At 71.4% G+C, this 17,544-nt stretch carries 17 protein-coding genes; 9 read left to right on the top strand and 8 right to left on the bottom strand.

Annotation, left to right across the window (positions count from 1 at the left end; genetic code table 11):
* The first annotated feature begins 59 nt into the window (after positions 1-59).
* From pstS to pstB, 4 genes are all read left to right on the top strand, one after another.
* The gene (pstS, locus tag ACFPZJ_RS20465; RefSeq protein WP_381023534.1) at positions 60-1,187 is read left to right on the top strand and encodes a phosphate ABC transporter substrate-binding protein PstS; all 1,128 of its coding nucleotides are present in this window, start codon (positions 60-62) and stop codon (positions 1,185-1,187) included.
* Between the two features lie 131 nt (positions 1,188-1,318).
* Positions 1,319-2,323: a phosphate ABC transporter permease subunit PstC gene (gene pstC, locus ACFPZJ_RS20470; RefSeq protein ID WP_381023536.1), complete on the top strand. Its 1,005-nt coding sequence runs from the start codon at positions 1,319-1,321 to the stop codon at positions 2,321-2,323.
* Positions 2,320-3,381: a phosphate ABC transporter permease PstA gene (gene pstA / locus ACFPZJ_RS20475; RefSeq protein WP_381023539.1), complete on the top strand. Its 1,062-nt coding sequence runs from the start codon at positions 2,320-2,322 to the stop codon at positions 3,379-3,381. The genes pstC and pstA overlap by 4 nt, the downstream gene beginning before the upstream one ends.
* A gap of 27 nt (positions 3,382-3,408) precedes the next feature.
* Complete coding sequence (gene pstB, locus ACFPZJ_RS20480) at positions 3,409-4,185, top strand: phosphate ABC transporter ATP-binding protein PstB (RefSeq protein ID WP_381023543.1); 777 nt, start codon at positions 3,409-3,411, stop codon at positions 4,183-4,185.
* A gap of 254 nt (positions 4,186-4,439) precedes the next feature.
* Here the strand turns inward: pstB and ACFPZJ_RS20485 are convergent, their stop codons facing one another.
* Positions 4,440-5,438, bottom strand: coding sequence for an inorganic phosphate transporter (locus ACFPZJ_RS20485; RefSeq protein ID WP_381023546.1), 999 nt, complete (start codon positions 5,436-5,438; stop codon positions 4,440-4,442).
* Between the two features lie 9 nt (positions 5,439-5,447).
* Positions 5,448-6,068, bottom strand: coding sequence for a DUF47 domain-containing protein (locus ACFPZJ_RS20490; RefSeq protein WP_020269925.1), 621 nt, complete (start codon positions 6,066-6,068; stop codon positions 5,448-5,450).
* 239 nt (positions 6,069-6,307) lie between these two features.
* Between ACFPZJ_RS20490 and ACFPZJ_RS20495 the strand changes: the two genes are divergently transcribed.
* The gene (locus tag ACFPZJ_RS20495; protein ID WP_381023549.1) at positions 6,308-6,703 is read left to right on the top strand and encodes a metal-sensitive transcriptional regulator; all 396 of its coding nucleotides are present in this window, start codon (positions 6,308-6,310) and stop codon (positions 6,701-6,703) included.
* Between the two features lie 54 nt (positions 6,704-6,757).
* On the opposite strand, the gene ACFPZJ_RS20500 is transcribed toward ACFPZJ_RS20495, so the two are convergent.
* The gene (locus ACFPZJ_RS20500; RefSeq protein WP_381023552.1) at positions 6,758-6,934 is read right to left on the bottom strand and encodes a hypothetical protein; all 177 of its coding nucleotides are present in this window, start codon (positions 6,932-6,934) and stop codon (positions 6,758-6,760) included.
* 85 nt (positions 6,935-7,019) lie between these two features.
* Positions 7,020-7,862, bottom strand: a complete 843-nt coding sequence (locus tag ACFPZJ_RS20505) for an SCO4651 family lipoprotein (protein WP_381023554.1) — start codon at positions 7,860-7,862, stop codon at positions 7,020-7,022.
* A 158-nt stretch (positions 7,863-8,020) separates the two neighbouring features.
* On the opposite strand from ACFPZJ_RS20505, the gene ACFPZJ_RS20510 reads away from it, so the two are divergent.
* Positions 8,021-8,200, top strand: a complete 180-nt coding sequence (locus ACFPZJ_RS20510) for a hypothetical protein (RefSeq protein WP_381024624.1) — start codon at positions 8,021-8,023, stop codon at positions 8,198-8,200.
* On the opposite strand, the gene ACFPZJ_RS20515 is transcribed toward ACFPZJ_RS20510, so the two are convergent.
* Genes ACFPZJ_RS20515 through ACFPZJ_RS20525 form a run of 3 tightly spaced genes read right to left on the bottom strand, consistent with a single transcriptional unit; the run spans position 8,197 to position 11,937 of the window.
* Positions 8,197-8,628, bottom strand: a complete 432-nt coding sequence (locus ACFPZJ_RS20515; RefSeq protein WP_381023557.1) for an NUDIX hydrolase — start codon at positions 8,626-8,628, stop codon at positions 8,197-8,199. The genes ACFPZJ_RS20510 and ACFPZJ_RS20515 overlap by 4 nt on opposite strands.
* The gene (locus ACFPZJ_RS20520) at positions 8,625-9,725 is read right to left on the bottom strand and encodes a CHAD domain-containing protein (RefSeq protein WP_381023560.1); all 1,101 of its coding nucleotides are present in this window, start codon (positions 9,723-9,725) and stop codon (positions 8,625-8,627) included. The genes ACFPZJ_RS20515 and ACFPZJ_RS20520 overlap by 4 nt, the downstream gene beginning before the upstream one ends.
* Complete coding sequence (locus ACFPZJ_RS20525; RefSeq protein WP_381023562.1) at positions 9,706-11,937, bottom strand: RNA degradosome polyphosphate kinase; 2,232 nt, start codon at positions 11,935-11,937, stop codon at positions 9,706-9,708. Before ACFPZJ_RS20525 ends, ACFPZJ_RS20520 begins: the two co-directional genes overlap by 20 nt.
* 821 nt (positions 11,938-12,758) lie before the next feature.
* Here ACFPZJ_RS20525 and ACFPZJ_RS20530 point away from each other — a divergent pair.
* Entirely contained in the window at positions 12,759-13,418 is a 660-nt protein-coding gene (locus tag ACFPZJ_RS20530) for a hypothetical protein (protein ID WP_381023565.1), read from the top strand.
* Between the two features lie 8 nt (positions 13,419-13,426).
* On the opposite strand, the gene mshD is transcribed toward ACFPZJ_RS20530, so the two are convergent.
* Positions 13,427-14,353: a mycothiol synthase gene (gene mshD / locus ACFPZJ_RS20535; protein WP_381023568.1), complete on the bottom strand. Its 927-nt coding sequence runs from the start codon at positions 14,351-14,353 to the stop codon at positions 13,427-13,429.
* A gap of 157 nt (positions 14,354-14,510) precedes the next feature.
* Here mshD and ACFPZJ_RS20540 point away from each other — a divergent pair, with 157 nt between their 5' ends.
* Both ACFPZJ_RS20540 and ACFPZJ_RS20545 read left to right on the top strand, forming a co-directional pair.
* Positions 14,511-16,331 (top strand): bifunctional metallophosphatase/5'-nucleotidase, encoded by a 1,821-nt coding sequence (locus ACFPZJ_RS20540; RefSeq protein ID WP_381023571.1) that lies wholly within the window; start codon positions 14,511-14,513, stop codon positions 16,329-16,331.
* A gap of 58 nt (positions 16,332-16,389) precedes the next feature.
* Positions 16,390-17,544: a DUF2993 domain-containing protein gene (locus ACFPZJ_RS20545; protein ID WP_381023574.1), complete on the top strand. Its 1,155-nt coding sequence runs from the start codon at positions 16,390-16,392 to the stop codon at positions 17,542-17,544.

Here is a 17,544-nt window from a genome sequence, read left to right on the forward strand (position 1 = left end):
ACCTACACCTCGCACGCCGCCGAAATCAGGACGGCGGCTCCTGGAAGGAACTCCCTCAAGTGAAGCTTCAGCGCATGAACCGGCGGGCCCTCGCTCTCGGTGCTCTCGCCGTCTCCGGCGCCCTGGCCCTCACGGCGTGCGGCTCCGACGACACCGGCGGGAACGGCGCCGCGGGCGGCAACGCCAGCGCGCCGGCCAGCAACATCAAGTGTGACGACGCCAAGGGCCAGCTGCAGGCCTCGGGCTCCACGGCGCAGAAGAACGCGATCGACGCCTGGGTAGCGCAGTACACCGCGGCCTGCAAGAACGTGCAGGTCAACTACAACCCGACCGGCTCGGGCGCCGGTATCACCGCGTTCCTGCAGGGCCAGACCGCGTTCGCCGGATCGGACTCCGCGTTGAAGCCCGAAGAGGTCGAGCAGTCCAAGAAGGTCTGCTCCGGCGGCCAGGCCATCGACCTGCCGATGGTCGGCGGGCCGGTCGCCCTCGGTTACAACGTCCCCGGTGTCGACAAGCTCGTCCTGGACGCCTCCACTCTCGCGAAGATCTTCGACAGCAAGATCACCAACTGGAACGACCCGGCCATCGCGAAGCTGAACCCCGACGCCAAGCTTCCGAACCTCAAGATCCAGGCGTTCCACCGCTCCGACGAGTCCGGCACCACGGACAACTTCACCAAGTACCTGGCCGCCGCGGCTCCCAAGGACTGGAAGTACGAGCCCGGCAAGGCCTGGGAGGCCAAGGGCGGACAGGCCGCACAGGGCTCCTCCGGTCTGGCGCAGCAGGTCAAGCAGACCGCCGGCGCGATCTCGTACTTCGAGCTCTCCTACGCCAAGGACGGCATCAAGACGGTCGCCCTGAACACCGGTGCCGCCCAGCCGGTCGAGGCGACGCTGGAGAACGCCACCAACGCCATCGCCGCGGCCAAGGTCGTCGGTACCGGCAAGGACCTCGCCCTCAAGCTGGACTACGCGACCCAGGCCGACAACGCCTACCCGATCACGCTCGTCACCTACGAGATCGTCTGCGACAAGGGCAACAAGGCGGACACCCTGCCCGCCGTCAAGTCCTTCCTCGGCTTCATGGCCTCCGACGAGGGCCAGGGCCTGCTGAAGGACGCCGACTACGCCCCGATGCCCGCCGAGATCATCACCAAGGTCCGGGAGACCGTGAAGGGCCTGAGCTGACCTGAGTGTGGGCCCGGCCTCGAACGGGGTCGGGCCCACACCGTCCGGTGCACCGCCGCCAGGAGCCGCCCGTCAGCGGCGGCTCTGACAGAGCCGCCCCTCCGGGACGGTTCCGCAGACCGGAGAATCCGATGGACGTATCCACACAGAACGCAAGCGCTCCGCCCGCACCCCAGCCCGTCCCGGCCGAGGAGAAGCGCGCCGCACGCGGCGCCACCCGCCCCGGAGACCGGATCTTCCTCGGGCTCTCCCGCGGGTCCGGCATCCTCGTCCTGGCCATCATGGCCGCCATCGCGGTCTTCCTGACCTACCGCGCCTCCCTCGCCATCAGCAAGGACGAGGGCAACTTCTTCACCACCTTCGAGTGGAACCCCAGCGGTGCCCCGCCGGTCTTCGGCATCGCGGTCCTGGCCTTCGGCACCGTCGTGTCGTCGATCATCGCCATGGTCATCGCCGTTCCGATCGCGGTCGGCATCGCCCTGTTCATCACGCACTACGCCCCGCGCAAGCTCGGCGGCCCCATCGCGTACGTGATCGACCTGCTCGCCGCCGTGCCGTCCATCGTCTACGGCCTGTGGGGCGCCCTCGTCCTGGTACCGCACCTGGAGGGGCTCTTCGCCTGGCTGGACGAGTACCTCGGCTGGACCGGCGTCCTGGAGTGGAACGGCGGCGCCCCTCGCTCCCTGCTCACCGTGGGCATCGTGCTCGCGATCATGATTCTGCCGATCATCACCAACGTGAGCCGTGAGGTCTTCCGCCAGGTCCCGCAGATGCACGAGGAGGCCGCCCTGGCCCTCGGAGCCACGCGCTGGGAGGTCATCCGCATGGCGGTCCTGCCCTTCGGGCGCTCCGGCGTCATCTCCGCCTCGATGCTGGGCCTCGGCCGCGCGCTCGGCGAGACGATGGCCGTCGCGATGGTCCTGTCCTCCAGCTTCGACATCAACCTCAGCCTGCTGGACCCGGGCGGCGGCACCTTCGCCCAGAACATCGCCAGCAAGTTCAACGAGGCCACCGAGGTCGGCCGGGACGCGCTCATCGCTTCCGGTCTGGTGCTCTTCGTCATCACCCTGCTGGTCAACGGCACGGCCCGCCTGATCATCGCCCGCCGCAAGGAGTACTCGGGGGCCAACGCATGAGCAACGCAACCCTCTCCGACAAGCGCCCCAGCTCCCTGCGCGGCGCGCACCTGCCCAGGTGGTTCTCCTGGGCGGTCGCCGCCGGTTCGGTCGCCCTGGGCCTCGGCATCAGTGCCGCGGCCGGGCTGCACAGCGACATCCAGTGGGCCCTCATCGCCGCGCTCGTCTTCGTCGTCGGGTCGTACGGCATATCCGCGGGGGTCGAGGGCCGGCGGCAGGCCAAGGACCGCATGGCGACCAGCATGATGTGGGTCGCGTTCCTGCTGGCCGTCATTCCGCTGGCCTCCCTCGTCTGGGAGACCGTCAAGCGCGGTGTGAAGGTCCTCGACGGCTACTTCCTCACCCACTCGATGGGCGTGGTCGCCGACAGCCAGCCCGGCGGCGGCATCTACCACGCCATCCTCGGCACCCTGGAGCAGGTGGGTCTGGCCACCCTGATCTCCGTGCCGGTCGGTGTCCTGACCGCGATCTACCTGGTCGAGTACGGGCGCGGCAGGCTCGTGCAGGCCGTGACCTTCTTCGTCGACGTCATGACGGGCATCCCGTCGATCGTCGCCGGTCTGTTCATCCTCAGCATCGTCCTGATGTTCGAGCTGGGTCCGTCGGGCTTCGCCGGATCGCTGGCCCTGTGCATCCTGATGATCCCGGTGGTCGTCCGCTCCACGGAGGAGATGCTCAAGCTCGTCCCGAACGAGCTGCGCGAGGCCTCGCTGGCACTGGGCGTGCCGAAGTGGCGCACCATCCTGAAGGTGGTCCTGCCGACCTCGATCGGCGGCATCACGACGGGCGTGATGCTCGCGATCGCCCGCATCACCGGTGAGACCGCCCCCGTGCTGCTGCTGGTCTGGGGTACGAACTTCATCAACGCGAACCCCTTCTCCGACCCGCAGGCCTCGCTGCCGATGTACATCTACCTCCAGTACGCGAACAGCGGCGGCGCCGGTGCGGCGTACGACCGCGCCTGGGCGGCGGCACTGACGCTCATCGCGTTCATCATGATCCTCAACCTGGTGGCCCGTGGGATCGCCCGCTGGAAGGCCCCGAAGACCGGTCGCTGACGCGGCCAACCTGGAAGTGACTGAATCATGGCCAAGCGAATCGACGTATCCGGTCTGACCGCCTACTACGGGTCCCACAAGGCCATCGAGGACATCTCGATGACCGTCGAGCCGCGCTCGGTGACGGCGTTCATCGGGCCGTCCGGGTGTGGCAAGTCCACGTTCCTGCGCACGCTGAACCGTATGCACGAGGTCACGCCCGGCGGGCGGGTCGAGGGCAAGGTGATGCTGGACGACGAGGACCTGTACGGCGCCGGGGTCGACCCGGTGTCGGTGCGCCGCGAGGTCGGCATGGTGTTCCAGCGGCCGAACCCGTTCCCGACGATGTCGATCTTCGACAACGTGGCGGCGGGGCTGCGGCTGAACGGCAACTACAAGAAGAGCGAGCTGAGCGACATCGTCGAGAAGTCGCTCAAGGGCGCGAACCTCTGGAACGAGGTCAAGGACCGGCTGAACAAGCCGGGCTCCGGGCTGTCGGGCGGTCAGCAGCAGCGGCTGTGCATCGCCCGGGCGATCGCCGTCGAGCCGAAGGTGCTGTTGATGGACGAGCCGTGCTCGGCCCTCGACCCGATCTCGACGCTGGCGATCGAGGACCTGATCGGTGAGCTGAAGGAGCGCTTCACGATCGTCATCGTGACGCACAACATGCAGCAGGCCGCGCGGGTGTCCGACCGTACGGCGTTCTTCAACCTGGCGGCGGTGGGCCAGCCGGGCAAGCTGATCGAGATCGACGACACGGAGCGGATCTTCTCCAACCCGTCGGTCCAGGCCACGGAGGACTACATCTCCGGCCGCTTCGGCTGAGCGAGCCCCTCGCGGTGCTGCATGGCGGTGCCACCGCGGGGACGAGAAGGGCCCGCCCTCTGGATTCCAGGGGGCGGGCCCGTCGTCGTGGTGGTCCCGCTCGTCGTGGTTGCCTTGGTCGCCGCCGTGCGCGAGTGCGCATGCGCCCAGCCTCCGGTGTGCCGCGCCGGCCGCGGGCGAGTGCCGTGCAGCGGGGTACCCGTCACGGCTAATCGCGCACACACCCCCGCAGCGGCTCCGCTGGCCCGGTACGCCTAGAGGAACGCCAGGTGGACCAGGCCGAAGGCCGCCGCCGCCACCGTCGCCGCCGCAGGCATGGTGATGAACCAGCCGAGGATGATGTTCTTGGCGACACCCCACCGCACCGCGTTCACCCGCTTCGTCGCGCCGACGCCCATGATCGCCGAGGTGATCACATGGGTCGTGGAGATCGGCGCCTTGAAGATGAACGCCGTGGTGAACATGATCGACGCGCCGGTGGTCTCCGCGGCGAACCCCTGCGGCGGGTCCAGCTCGATGATCTTGCGGCCGAGTGTGCGCATGATGCGCCAGCCGCCCGCGTACGTGCCGAGGGACAGCATCACCGCGCAGGCGATCTTCACCCACATCGGGATGGGGTCGCCGTAGTCCTCGACGTCGGCGATGACCAGGGCCATCACCACGATGCCCATCGTCTTCTGGGCGTCCTGGAGGCCGTGGCCGAGGGCCATGCCGGCCGCGGAGACCGTCTGGGCGATGCGGAAGCCGCGCTTGGCCTTGTGGGGGTTGGTCCGGCGGAAGATCCACATGATCGCCGTCATCACCAGGTAGCCGGCCAGCAGGCCCACCACCGGGGAGACGAACATCGGGATGACGATCTTCTCCAGCACACCGTGCCAGTAGACCGTCGTGCCGCCCGCCAGGGCCGCTCCCACCATGCCGCCGAACAGGGCGTGCGAGGAGGACGAGGGCAGACCGAAGTACCAGGTGACGAGGTTCCAGGTGATCGCGCCGACGAGGGCCGCGAAGAGGATGCCCATCCCCTTGGAGCCCTCGGGCGTCTGGATCAGGCCCTCACTGACGGTCTTGGCGACGCCGGACCCCAGGAAGGCGCCGGCGAGGTTCATCACCGCGGCCATCGCCAGCGCGGCCTTCGGGGTGAGGGCACGGGTGGAGACGGACGTGGCGATCGCGTTCGCCGAGTCGTGGAAGCCGTTGGTGTACGTGAAGAAGAGCGCGACCAGGATGGTCACGACCAGGGCGAAGGTGTCCATGGACGGGCCTCAGGACTCCTTGACGGCGATGGTCTCCACCGTGTTCGCCACGTGCTCGAAGGCGTCCGCCGCTTCTTCCAGTACGTCCACGATCTGCTTGAGCTTGAGGACCTCGATGGCGTCGTACTTGCCGTTGAAGAGGTGCGCGAGGAGCTTGCGGTGGATCTGGTCCGCCTGGTTCTCCAGCCGGTTGACCTCGATCCAGTACTCCGTCAGGTTCTCCATGGTGCGCAGGTGCGGCATCGCCTCGGCCGTCAGTTCGGCCGCGCGTGCCAGGACCTCGATCTGCTGCTCGACGCCCTTGGGGAGCTCCTCGACGTTGTAGAGGACGACCAGGTCGACGGCCTCCTCCATGAAGTCCATGATGTCGTCGAGGGACGACGCGAGGGAGTAGATGTCCTCGCGGTCGAACGGCGTGATGAACGAGGAGTTCAGCTGGTGGAAGATCGCGTGCGTGGCGTCGTCACCTGCGTGTTCGGCGGCCCGCATACGCTCTGCGATCTCGGCCCGGGCGGAAGCGTCCGCCCCGAGCAGTTCCATCAGGAGCTTCGAGCCCGTGACGATGTTGTCCGCGGAGGCGGCGAACATGTCGTAGAAGCTCGTCTCCCTGGGGGTCAGACGAAAGCGCACGTGGGGTCCTCGGGGTGCTTCGGTTTCGGTCAGGCTGATGCTAGGCACATCATCCGGCCACGGCTAACGGGCCGCCCTCCAGTGTCGCCCATCAGGCAGAGTGATGAGCACGGGGGCGGTCCATGGGACGGATCCGGCCGTCCCGTACGGCTTTGGCCAAGAGGCGTATACCCAGAAGAGTTCGGTACCATATACCCACCAGGGGTATATGTCGGTTCGTTGCACACCAGGAGGACGCGATGACGACCACCGAGGCCGGCGCCGGGGCGCCCTCCGCCGCGGACGCGACGGACACCGCGAACGTCACTCCCGCGGGCACCGGGGCGGACGTGGTGACCGCTCACGACCGGGGTGTGCACGGGTACCACAAGCAGAAGGACGAGCACCTCAAGCGCCTGCGCCGTATCGAGGGCCAGATCCGGGGCTTGCAACGCATGGTCGACGAGGACGTGTACTGCATCGACATACTCACGCAGGTGTCCGCCTCCACCAAGGCTTTGCAGTCCTTCGCCCTGCAGCTGCTGGAGGAGCACCTGCGGCACTGCGTGGCCGACGCGGCCCTCAAGGGCGGCGACGAGATCGACGCGAAGGTCAAGGAGGCGACCCAGGCGATCGCCCGCATGCTGCGGACGTGACGCCGGGGCGGTCGCCCGCATGCTGCGGACGTGACGCCGGGGCGGTCGCCGGGGTCAGTCGCCGGCGGCCGCCGCCCGCGCCTCGGCCACTTTCAGCACCTCGTCGATGCTCTCCAGGCTGAGCCGGTCCTGCGCCGCCGAGGCCGCGATGATCAGATCTCCGCACAGCTCGATCTCGGCGAGGGCCACGTGGTCCTGAACTGCCGTACCGCCGACCGGAGCCACGCGCATCACCTCTTCTCTGCCGTCACCGACTTCCTAGGGTAGGGAGCGGCCCGCACGCCGCGCATGGCACGGAAGGGCTAGTTCGCGCCGGTCACTCCTCGGCGATCTTGCCCGCGTAGATGTCGTCCTCGTCCGGGAGCCGGACGCGGGCGGGGGCCCCGAATGCGTACAGCAGGGTCGTGGAGGCGACCGCGACGGGCTTGGCGTGCTGTCCGTTGACGAAGCTGAAACGGTGCCGGACCTTGCGGATGCGGCCCTGGTCGTCGAGATAGGCGTCGAACGGGACTTCGGCCGTGGCGAACCCTTTCGCCGCCGCTTCGAGGGGAGCCCTGTTGGCGGCCGTCGCGGCCTTCGCGGCCCGGCCGAGGTCCGCCGTGCCCCGGTAGTGCCGGACCTCGGTCCCTCCGATCCGCGTGTGCCCCAGGTACGTCGCCGTCCGCGTCCCGCGCAGCACCTCGGCGGCCGCGAGCGGGTCGGTGGCGCCGCCGGTGACGAGATTGCCGTCGGAGACCGTCCCGGTGTCCACCCGCACCCACTTGTCGGCGGGCACCCCGGCGCCCCGGTTCTTCATGAACAGGGCGCCCGGCGCGAGCAGTTCGGTGATGGGCCGCCGCGGGGCGGCTCCCGCCGGGTCCTGCGGGAGCAGCACCTCCAGCCGTCCGAGCCGCTTGCGGTAGTCGTACACACCCTCGCCCCGGATGGTCACCCGGGTTCCGCCGGTGGCCATCTCCATCGACGTACGGGCCTTGGAACTCCCGGCGTCCAGCAGCCGGTCGGCGGCCTGGCGCAGTACCGCGACGGCGTCGCCCCCGCGGGCGTCCTCCGCCACGGCGTCGCTGCCGGAGCAGCCGCCGGTGCCGAGGCACACGCAGACCGCGACCCCGGCCGCGACAACCGCCTCGCCCGTCCTGTGCTGCCGTTGCCGCCTGGTCATCGCCTGCCTACCCCCAGCCGCTGCGTCCGTCACGGGCCCCTGTCGAACCGGTTAACGACGGGTAGGTAGGGCCGTCACGCGGGCGCGGTCGGGCGGCGGACGCACGGGGTGCGGTGTACGAGCCGTTCACCCGGCCTGGGTAACGTGGCGGTGTGACTCTGCAGGACCGGTCCGCACCCTCCTCGGACCCTCCGGAACACCGCACGTCCACCATCGAACGGGGACCCTTCTGCGTGGCCCGCTGTACCTGCGGCTGGAGCGGACCGGCCCGCCGGGCCCGCAGCCTGGCCCGCACGGACGCCGCGCGGCACACCGGTGACGAACCGGCGGTGTCCTAGGCCAGGCGCAGGGCGGCGAGCAGCGCGTCGATCAGGTCGCGGTCCTGCGGCCGGGTCAGGCGCAGGCGGGCCGTGTCGGGTGTGAGCCAGAGGACGCGGTCCACCTCGTCGGTGGGCAGGAAGGTGCCGCCGGTGGCCTCGGCCGCCCAGTAACGGACCCGCTTGGGGCGGCCGTTGGCCACGTAGTGGAGGGTGGGGAGTTCGGCTCCGGGCACGGCCGTGTGGCCCGTCTCCTCCGCCACCTCGCGCAGCGCACCGGCGAGCGGCTCCTCGTCGCGCTTCAGCTTGCCCTTCGGCCAGGACCAGTCGTCGTACTTCGGCCGGTGCACGAGGCACAGCTCCAGTGCGCCGTCGACGGGGGAGCGGCGCCACAGGACGCAGCCGGCCGCCTCAACGGTGGTGTCCGTGCGGTCCTCGGGGGAGTTCACCGCGTGCTCACCGCCTCTCCTTCCTTCTGCCGTTCCTTCTGCCAGCAGCGCTGGAACGCGTACCGCGCCGCCTCCACCTCATGCCGCTGGTCGGCGTGGAGCACCCCGAGCGCGTACGCCGTCGCGGGGGCGATACGGGGCGTACGGGCGGCCTGGGCCGCGGCGGCCGCGGCCTCCGAGGCGTCGCGGTGCCGGTCGAGGGCCTGGCCCGCGGCGAGCAGCCGCAGGTCGACGGGCTCGTCGTCGCCGAGGACCACCTCGCAGGCGTAGCGGTGCAGGCGCAGCAGCAGGCGGACCTGGTGCCAGGGGGTGTCCTGCGGGTGCGGGGACGGGTCCGGGGACAGGCCGTGGACCAGGGCCTCCGCGTTGTACGGGCTGCCCGCGGTGAGCAGGGGCAGGGCGGCGACGGCGTCGGCCAGGCGTTCCCGTGCGGCGGCGGCCAGGGGGCGCAGGTCGGCCGCGGAGGCCGGGCGGGTCAGGGGGACCTCGCTGGCGAGTAAGGCGACCTTGTCCGCGACGGCGTGGAAGCGGGAGGAGCCCAGTGCCTGGAGGGCCGCCGAGTGCGCTCGGGTCCGGGCCAGGGTCAGTTGGCGTTCCAGCAGGGCGCCTGCCTTCACCGCGCCGACCGTCAGGTTGCCGCGCTCCCCGGTCGCGGCCGGGTGGGCCGGGGGACCGGCGTCGCCGGACACCGCTCGACCGCCCACCGCCGCGCCCGTCGGCGGCGCCGGGAGCGCGCCCGAGCCCGACAGGCGGTGCAGGGCCGCCAGCAGGCGCTCCAGGCGGGCCGCGTACGCGTGCTCCATCGCCAAGGTGCCGGACACCCACGCCAGTTCGGGGCGCATGGCCTCGGACCAGTCGGAGTCGAGGAGGGGCTGGAAGGTGTGCAGGCTGCCGCTGATACGGCGGGCCGAGCGGCGCAGCGCGCGGGCCGCTTCGACGGACTCCTCGGAGCCGCCCGCGCCCGCGCCGGTCTCCCGGTGCAGGCGCAGCGCGCGGAGGAACTCCGTGGCCTGGGACCGCAGGTAGTGCGCGAGGGAGTCCCCCGTCACCGGCCCGGCCGTGGAGTCCGTCGTCGGATCATGGTGTTGCGTTGCCACGCCGGCGCCTCCGGGCGTCTATGAGCATCTCCTGGATGTTGCGCAGGGGCTGGCCGTCCCCGTCGGTGGCGTGTCGGGTCCACTCGCCGTCCGGGCCGAGGTGCCAGGAGGCGGTGCCGTCGGACATGCCGGTCTCCAGCAGCCGGTTCAGGGCGGCCCGGTGGGCCGGGTCGGTGACCCGGACCAGGGCCTCTATCCGGCGGTCGAGGTTGCGGTGCATCATGTCGGCGCTGCCGATCCACACCTCGGGTTCGCCGCCGTTTCCGAAGGCGAAGACACGGGAGTGTTCGAGGAAGCGGCCGAGCACAGACCGCACCCGGATGTTCTCCGACAGGCCCGTGACGCCCGGCCGGATCGCGCAGATCCCGCGCACCCACACGTCGACCGGCACGCCCGCCTGGGACGCGCGGTAGAGGGCGTCGATGAGGGCCTCGTCGACGATCGAGTTGACCTTGACGCGGATGTAGGCCGGGCGCCCGGCGCGGTGGTGCTGGGCCTCCTTGTTGATCCGCGAGATCAGGCCGTCGCGCAGGGACTTGGGGGCGACCAGCAGCCGCCGGTAGGTCTCACGGCGCGAGTAGCCGGACAGGCGGTTGAACAGGTCCGAGAGGTCCGCGCCGACCTGCGGGTCAGCCGTGAGCAGGCCGAGGTCCTCGTAGAGGCGGGCCGTCTTCGGGTGGTAGTTGCCGGTGCCGACGTGGCTGTAGCGGCGCAGCGTCTCGCCCTCCTGGCGGACGACGAGGGACAGCTTGCAGTGCGTCTTCAGGCCGACCAGGCCGTACACGACGTGGCAGCCGGCCTCCTCCAGCTTGCGCGCCCACTTGATGTTGGCGTGCTCGTCGAAGCGGGCCTTGATCTCGACCAGGACGAGGACCTGCTTGCCGGACTCGGCGGCGTCGATCAGCGCGTCCACTATCGGGGAGTCGCCGGAGGTCCGGTACAGCGTCTGCTTGATGGCGAGGACGTCCGGGTCGGCCGCCGCCTGCTCCAGGAAGGCCTGGACGGAGGTGGAGAAGGAGTCGTACGGGTGGTGCAGCAGGACGTCCCGGCTGCGCAGGGCGGCGAAGATGTCGGGCGCGGAGGCCGACTCGACCTCGGCGAGGTCGCGGTGGGTGCCGGCGACGAACTTCGGGTACTTCAGCTCGGGGCGGTCGAGGCTGTGGATGCGGAAGAGGCCGGTGAGGTCCAGGGGGCCGGGCAGCGGGTAGACCTCGGCCTCGCTGATCTTCAGTTCGCGGACCAGGAGGTCCAGGACCTCGCGGTCGATGGACTCCTCGACCTCCAGGCGCACGGGCGGGCCGAAGCGGCGCCGCATGAGCTCCTTCTCCAGGGCCTGGAGCAGGTTCTCGGCGTCGTCCTCCTCGACCTCCAGGTCCTCGTTGCGGGTGAGGCGGAAGGCGTGGTGCTCCAGGACCTCCATGCCCGGGAACAGCTCCTCCAGGTGGGCGGCGATGACGTCCTCGATGGGGACGTACCGGCCCGGGGAGGCCTCCAGGAACCGGGACAGCAGCGGCGGCACCTTCACACGGGCGAAGTGCCTGTGCCCGGTGACCGGGTTGCGGACGACGACGGCCAGGTTCAGGGACAGGCCGGAGATGTACGGGAACGGGTGCGCCGGGTCGACCGCCAGTGGGGTCAGGACCGGGAAGATCTGGTGCCGGAAGAGCGTGAAGAGGCGGGCCTGCTCCTTCTCGGCCAGCTCGTTCCAGCGGACCAGGTGGATGCCCTCCTCCGCGAGGGCGGGGGCGACGTCCTCGTGGAAGCAGGCGGCGTGCCGGGCCATCAGCTCCCGGGAGCGGGCCCAGATCATCTCCAGGACCTCGCGCGGCTGGAGCCCGGACGCGGAGCGGGTGGCCACACCGGTGGCGATACGGCGCTTCAGTCCGGCCACGCGGACCATGAAGAACTCGTCCAGGTTGCTCGCGAAGATCGCGAGGAAGTTGGCGCGCTCCAGCAGGGGCGTGTTCGGGTCCTCGGCGAGTTCCAGGACGCGCTCGTTGAACGCGAGCCAGCTGCGTTCCCGGTCCAGGAACCGGCCCTGCGGCAGCTGTGCCCCGTCGACGTGCGACTCCTCGTACGCGTCGAGGTCGGCGTCGAGGTCGGGTTCCAGGTCGGAGACCGTGGCCGCCACGGTGTGCGGGCGGTGCGCGGCTATGGAGCCCACGGAGGGCTGCGGGTGCTGGACCTGTGCCTGGGTGTTCGGCTGGCTCATGGACCCATTGTTCCGCGTCGCCAGCATCACGGGCGCGTCGGAAAGCGCGGGCGGAAGCGGGGGCACGGCCGGCGCGTCCCCGTTCCTCCCGGGGCCCTCTCTGGGCGGCGAAGGCTCTGGCACGGCGGAAGTCATTGGCCGAGCGTCGCAAGGTCGTCTGAATCGACGGTTACGGAGACATGACGTGCGGGATAGCGGGCGGCGGCTCGCGGGGGTCCGGTCCCGCCTCGGGGGAAGGGGTCCCTACGTGCCTCCCCCGGTGGAGGGGCAGCCCCCCGGTGCAGGGACATACGGCCCGGGACGGGGCGGGTCAGCGGGGTGCGGCGGCGCGGCAGGAGGCAGGCGGTGGGCGTCGCGGCGGCGGCCTCGCAGGGTGCCGTCGGCCGTGCTCGCGTCGATCCGCCGCGCAGGAGGGCAGGCCGTCGTGGGCCGGTGTGGCGCGGGAGCTGCTGTCCCGGCGCCTCGTCGCCGAGGGCGTGCGGCCGGATGAGGCGGGCGGTGGCGGCGGCCAGGGCCAGGGCCCAGGGGCCGGGGCCGCGCGGCGCAGCGCAGCACGGCCTGGAGCAGGCCACGCGGGTCGGGCGCGGTGCGGGCGGCGGGGGCGCGGACGTGGTGCGGGCGGCGGGCGCTGACGTGGTGCGGGCGGTCGTACGGCAGCTCCGGTGCGGTGGCACAGCCGCAGCGCTCGCGAGCACCCGGCCGCCGCACGACCGGGCCGGCCCGAAGGCAGACCCGGATGCCGGAGCGGGCCGAGGCCGGCGGACCTCTACCCTGACCTGTCATCAGGTCGGGCGGCGAAGCGAGAGGCGGGCGGGCGCGGCATGGGAGAGGTGCGAGTGGTCGCCGTCGACGTCGGCTCCGTACGGACGGGGTCCTTCGCCTGGGCGGCGGTCGACGTGCCCGCGGGGGGGCCCGGGCTCTGCGGGTACGGGAGCGATCCGGCGTCGGCCGTCGCGTCGGCCGCCGAGGCGCTGGCCGCCGGCCGGCGGGCCGTGCTCGCGCTGGAGGCGCCGATGTCGGTGCCCGTGCCGCAGGAGTGGGAGCAGCTGGGCAAGGGGCGTGCGGGGGAGGGCAACCGGGCCTGGTCCGCGAGCGCCGGGGCCGGGGCGCTGGGGACCGGGCTCGTGCAGGGGGCGTGGATGCTGTCCGAACTGGGCCGGGCGGTGCCCGGGCTGACGGTCACCACCCAGGCAGGGCGCTGGACGGGCGGTGACGCCCGCCTGCTGCTGGTGGAGGCCTTCGTGTCGGGGGCCGGGAAGCCCGTGGCCACCGTCCTGGGCCAGCACGCCGCCGACGCGGAGGCGGCGGCCCGCGCCGTCGCCGACCGGCTGGGCGGCGAGGCCGGGACGGATGTGGTGTGCGCACCGCACCGGGCGTTCAACCTGCTGGCGGCGCAGGCGATGTGGGCCGGGCTGGAGATCGGGGCCGACGAGCTGGAGACGGACGTGCTCGTGGTGCGGGCCCGGCCCGTGAGCACCTGACAGGGATCTCAGGTCTCCGTCCGGTACATCAGATCCGTCTCGTACGTCGTGAAGCCCAGCCGCTCGTACACCGACACCGCCGCCTTGTTGTCGGCGTCGACGTACAGCATCGCCGTCGGCAGCCCCCGCTCCTTCAGATGCCGCAGGCCGATCGTGGTGAGGGCCTTGCCGAGGCCGCTGCCCTGGGCCGCGGGGCTGACGCCGAGGACGTACACCTCGCCGAGGCGCTCGGCCGCGTGCACCTTCGTCCAGTGGAAGCCGACCAGCTCCTCCCCGCGGAAGGCGAGGAAGAAGCCCGCCGGGTCGAACCACGGCTCGGCCATGCGGTCGTCGAGGTCGCGCTGGGTGAGGGAGCCCTGCTCGGGGTGGTGGGCGAAGGCGGCGGCGTTCACCGCGAGCCAGGCCGCGTCGTCCTGCCCCGGCACGAAGGTCCGTACGGTCGTTCCCGGGGGCAGCACCGGCTCGGGTGCGTCGAAGTCGGCCAGCGGGCGTCGCATCTGGCGCAGTTCGCGGAACAGGGTGAGGCCGAGGACCTGGGCGAGATGCCGGGCGGCGGAGTGGCCGCCGTGCGCCCAGACCCGCAGCCGCTTGCCGGAGGCGGCCAGCACGGCCGCGCCCAGCGCCCGGCCGTGCCCCTGCCCGCGGTGCGAGGGGTGGACGACCAGCTCGGCGGCCGGCGGCTCCACCGGGTCGGTGTCCTCCAGCTGGGCGTAGCCGAGGAGTTCGCCGTCGGCGGTCAGCAGGTAGTGCGACACGCCTTCGCGTGCGCCGCCGCGCAACTGCAGCCGGCCCTGTTCGGACACCGCCTGCTGTCCGTCGCTCCGGGCGGCCTCGGCGAGCAGTCCGAGGACGGCGTCGACCTGCTGCGGGGAGAGCGCGGAAGTGGTCTCGATCGAACGGGGGCTGCCGGGCCGTGCGATGTCGTCGCTGGTCATGCGTACGAGGGTACGGGGAGCCGTCGGCAAAGTGGCGGCAGAGCAACAGGTGAAGAAGCAACCAGGATGTAACCACGAACCCTCTGTCGCGCTACGCGCGTTGACTCTAGGCTGCGCCGGACGGGGACACCACCTCAGCACACACACAGGGGGGCGTATGCCAGCCACTTCCCCGGCGCACCCGGAGCGCCGCAGACGCCGTACGAACCGTTTCCTCGCCCTCGCGGCCGGTGCCGCCACCGTCGGCGCACTGGCCGCGGCCGCGCTCCCGGGTTCGGCGAGCGCGGGCGAGGACCGCCGGCCGGGCGGCCACGCCACGGGCCGCTACCAGGACGTGCAGCTGCTGTCCTTCAACGACCTGCACGGCAACCTGGAACCGCCGTCCGGCTCCTCCGGCCGCGTCACCCACGTCCACGAGGACGGCACCACCGAGCAGATCACCGCGGGCGGCATCGAGTACCTGGCCACCCACCTGCGCCAGGCGCGCGAGGGCAACACGTACTCCATCACCGCGGCCGGCGGCGACATGGTCGGCGCCTCCCCGCTCATCTCCGGCCTGTTCCACGACGAGCCGACCATCGAGGCGCTCAACAAGCTCGACCTGGACGTCACTTCCGTCGGCAACCACGAGTTCGACGAGGGCGCCAAGGAGCTGGCCCGCCTGCAGAAGGGCGGCTGCCACCCGACGGACGGCTGCTACACGGACGAGGAGTTCCAGGGCGCCGACTTCCCCTACCTCGCCGCCAACGTCCTGGACGAGAAGACGGACAAGCCCATCCTCAAGCCGTACTGGGTGTGGAAGAAGAAGGACGTCAAGGTCGGCTTCATCGGCGTGACCCTGGAGGACACCCCGGGCATCGTCTCCGCCGAGGGCGTGAAGGGCCTGAAGTTCAAGGACGAGGTCGAGACGATCAACAAGTACGCGCGCGTGCTCCGGGCGCAGGGCGTGAAGTCGATCGTCGCGCTGATCCACGAGGGCGGCTTCCCGGCCTCCACGTCGTACAACTACGACTGCGACTCCCCGGGCGCGGGCGACGGTGTCTCCGGCCCGATCGTCGACATCGCCAAGAACATCACGCCGCAGGTCGACGCGCTGGTCACCGGCCACACCCACAACGCGTACGTGTGCACCATCCCCGACCCGGCGGGCAAGCCCCGCATGGTCACCTCTGCCGCGTCCTTCGGCCGTCTCTACACGGACACCACGCTGACGTACGACCGGTGGACCGGTGACATCGCCCGGACGGCGGTCACCTCGGCGAACCACGTGGTCACCCGGGACGTCCCCAAGGCGACCGACATGACCGAGCTGATCACCAAGTGGAACACCCTCGCCGCGCCCATCGGCAACCGGCCGATCGGCTACATCTCCGCCGACATCGGCAACACCGGCACCGCCGAGACGCCGCTGGGCGACCTCATCGCCGACGCCCAGCTCGCGTACGGCAAGGAGCTCGACCCGGAGACCGACCTGGCGCTGATGAACCCCGGCGGCATCCGGGCGCCGCTGACCTACGCGGCCAAGGCCGGTGAGGGCGACGGTGTCGTGACGTACGCCGAGGGATTCACGGTGCAGCCGTTCGCCAACACCGTGAACCTGCAGAACCTCACGGGCGCCCAGCTCGTGCAGGTGCTCAAGGAGCAGGTGACCGGCGCCAACGCCGCGGCGCCGAAGATCCTCCAGGTCTCGTCCGGGCTGACGTACACGCTGGACCTGACGAAGACGGGCGCGGACCGTGTGGTGACGGACTCCGTCAGGCTGAACGGCGCCCCGATCGACCCGGCGGCCACCTACCGCGTCGCGACGAACAGCTTCCTCGCGGGCGGCGGCGACGGCTTCACCACGCTGGGCCAGGGCACCGACGACCTGGTCGGCGCGGACGACCTGGCCGCGCTGGAGAAGTACCTGCTGGCCAACTCCTCGGCCACGAACCCGATCGCTCCGCCGAAGGCGGACCGGATCACGGTCGTGAAGTAGATCGCATACCTCGGGCGGAAGTTGCGGGTGGGGCCGGTGCGCATGGTCGGATGGAGCGATGCGTACCCCCCACCACACCGTGACGCATCCCCGCCCGAGCCCCTTGGAGGACCGGGACGACCAGGAGGACGAGCCCTGGGAGCCGCCCAACCACCGCCGCGGCGGGCCCCGTCGGCGCCGACGGGGCCGGTTCACCGGTCTGCCGGTCGCGGTGAAGGCGATGGCGGGGTTCGCGGTGCTCGGGGCGTTTCTCGTGCTGGGCGACCGCTGGGCCGTGCTGTACGCCGAGCACCGGGCCGCGCAGGCCCTGCGGGACCGTCTGGACCTGGCCGCGGCACCCGAGGTGGAGATCGGCGGCTTCCCCTTTCTGACCCAACTCGCCGGCGAACGCCTGGAGTCGGTGCGGGTGACCGTGCCGGACGTGGCGGCCGACCGTGTGTCCCTGGCGAAGGTGTCGGCGACGGCCCATGACATACGGCTGGACACCGACGGCCTGACCACCCTGCGCGGCGCCCGCGTGCCCCGGCTCGACGGGGACGTCCTGCTGTCCTTCGCGGACCTGAGCCGGGAACTCGGCGCCTCCCAGGTCACGTTCACCGGGCAGGGCCGGGACCGGATCCGGGCCCGGGGCACCCTCCCGGTCGCCGGGCACGACCTGCGGCTGCGCGCCGAGGCCCGTATCCAGCGGCAGGGCGAGCGGGGCATCGCCACCGAGATCGGCGGCATGCGCCTGGACATCGGCGGCCTGGCGACCTACCGCCCCGGCACCCGGGCCTCGGAGGGCCTGCACCTGACCCCCGGGGCCGCGGCGGACCTCGCGCGGGAGACCCGCAGGGCGAAGGCGCTGCTGTCCGTCCCGGCGATCGCCCACCGCATGGGCGTCTCCGACTCCGCCCTGCGCGCGGCCCTGAGCGACGACTCCAGGCTCACCGAGCTGACCGGTTCGCCCGGTTTCGCCCGCCAGGCCGTCCGTCTCGACCTCATCGACCTGGCCGTCGGCCATCCCGAAGTGCTCAGGCGGCTCGGCCTCGACCCCGCCCTGCTCGACGGCCTGTCGCGTCTGACCCGTCCGGTGCTCGCCGACCGGCTGACCCTGGCGTTCGACCTGCCGCGGCCGAAGCAGGGCGACGTGCGGCTGAGGGACGTACGGGTGGAGAAGGACGGCATACGGGTGCGGCTCACGGGGGCCGGGCTGGCCGTGGGTGGTTCCTGA

It is taken from the genome of Streptomyces bullii, assembly GCF_042657145.1.
In the GTDB taxonomy this organism is placed as follows: Bacteria; Actinomycetota; Actinomycetes; order Streptomycetales; family Streptomycetaceae; genus Streptomyces; species Streptomyces bullii.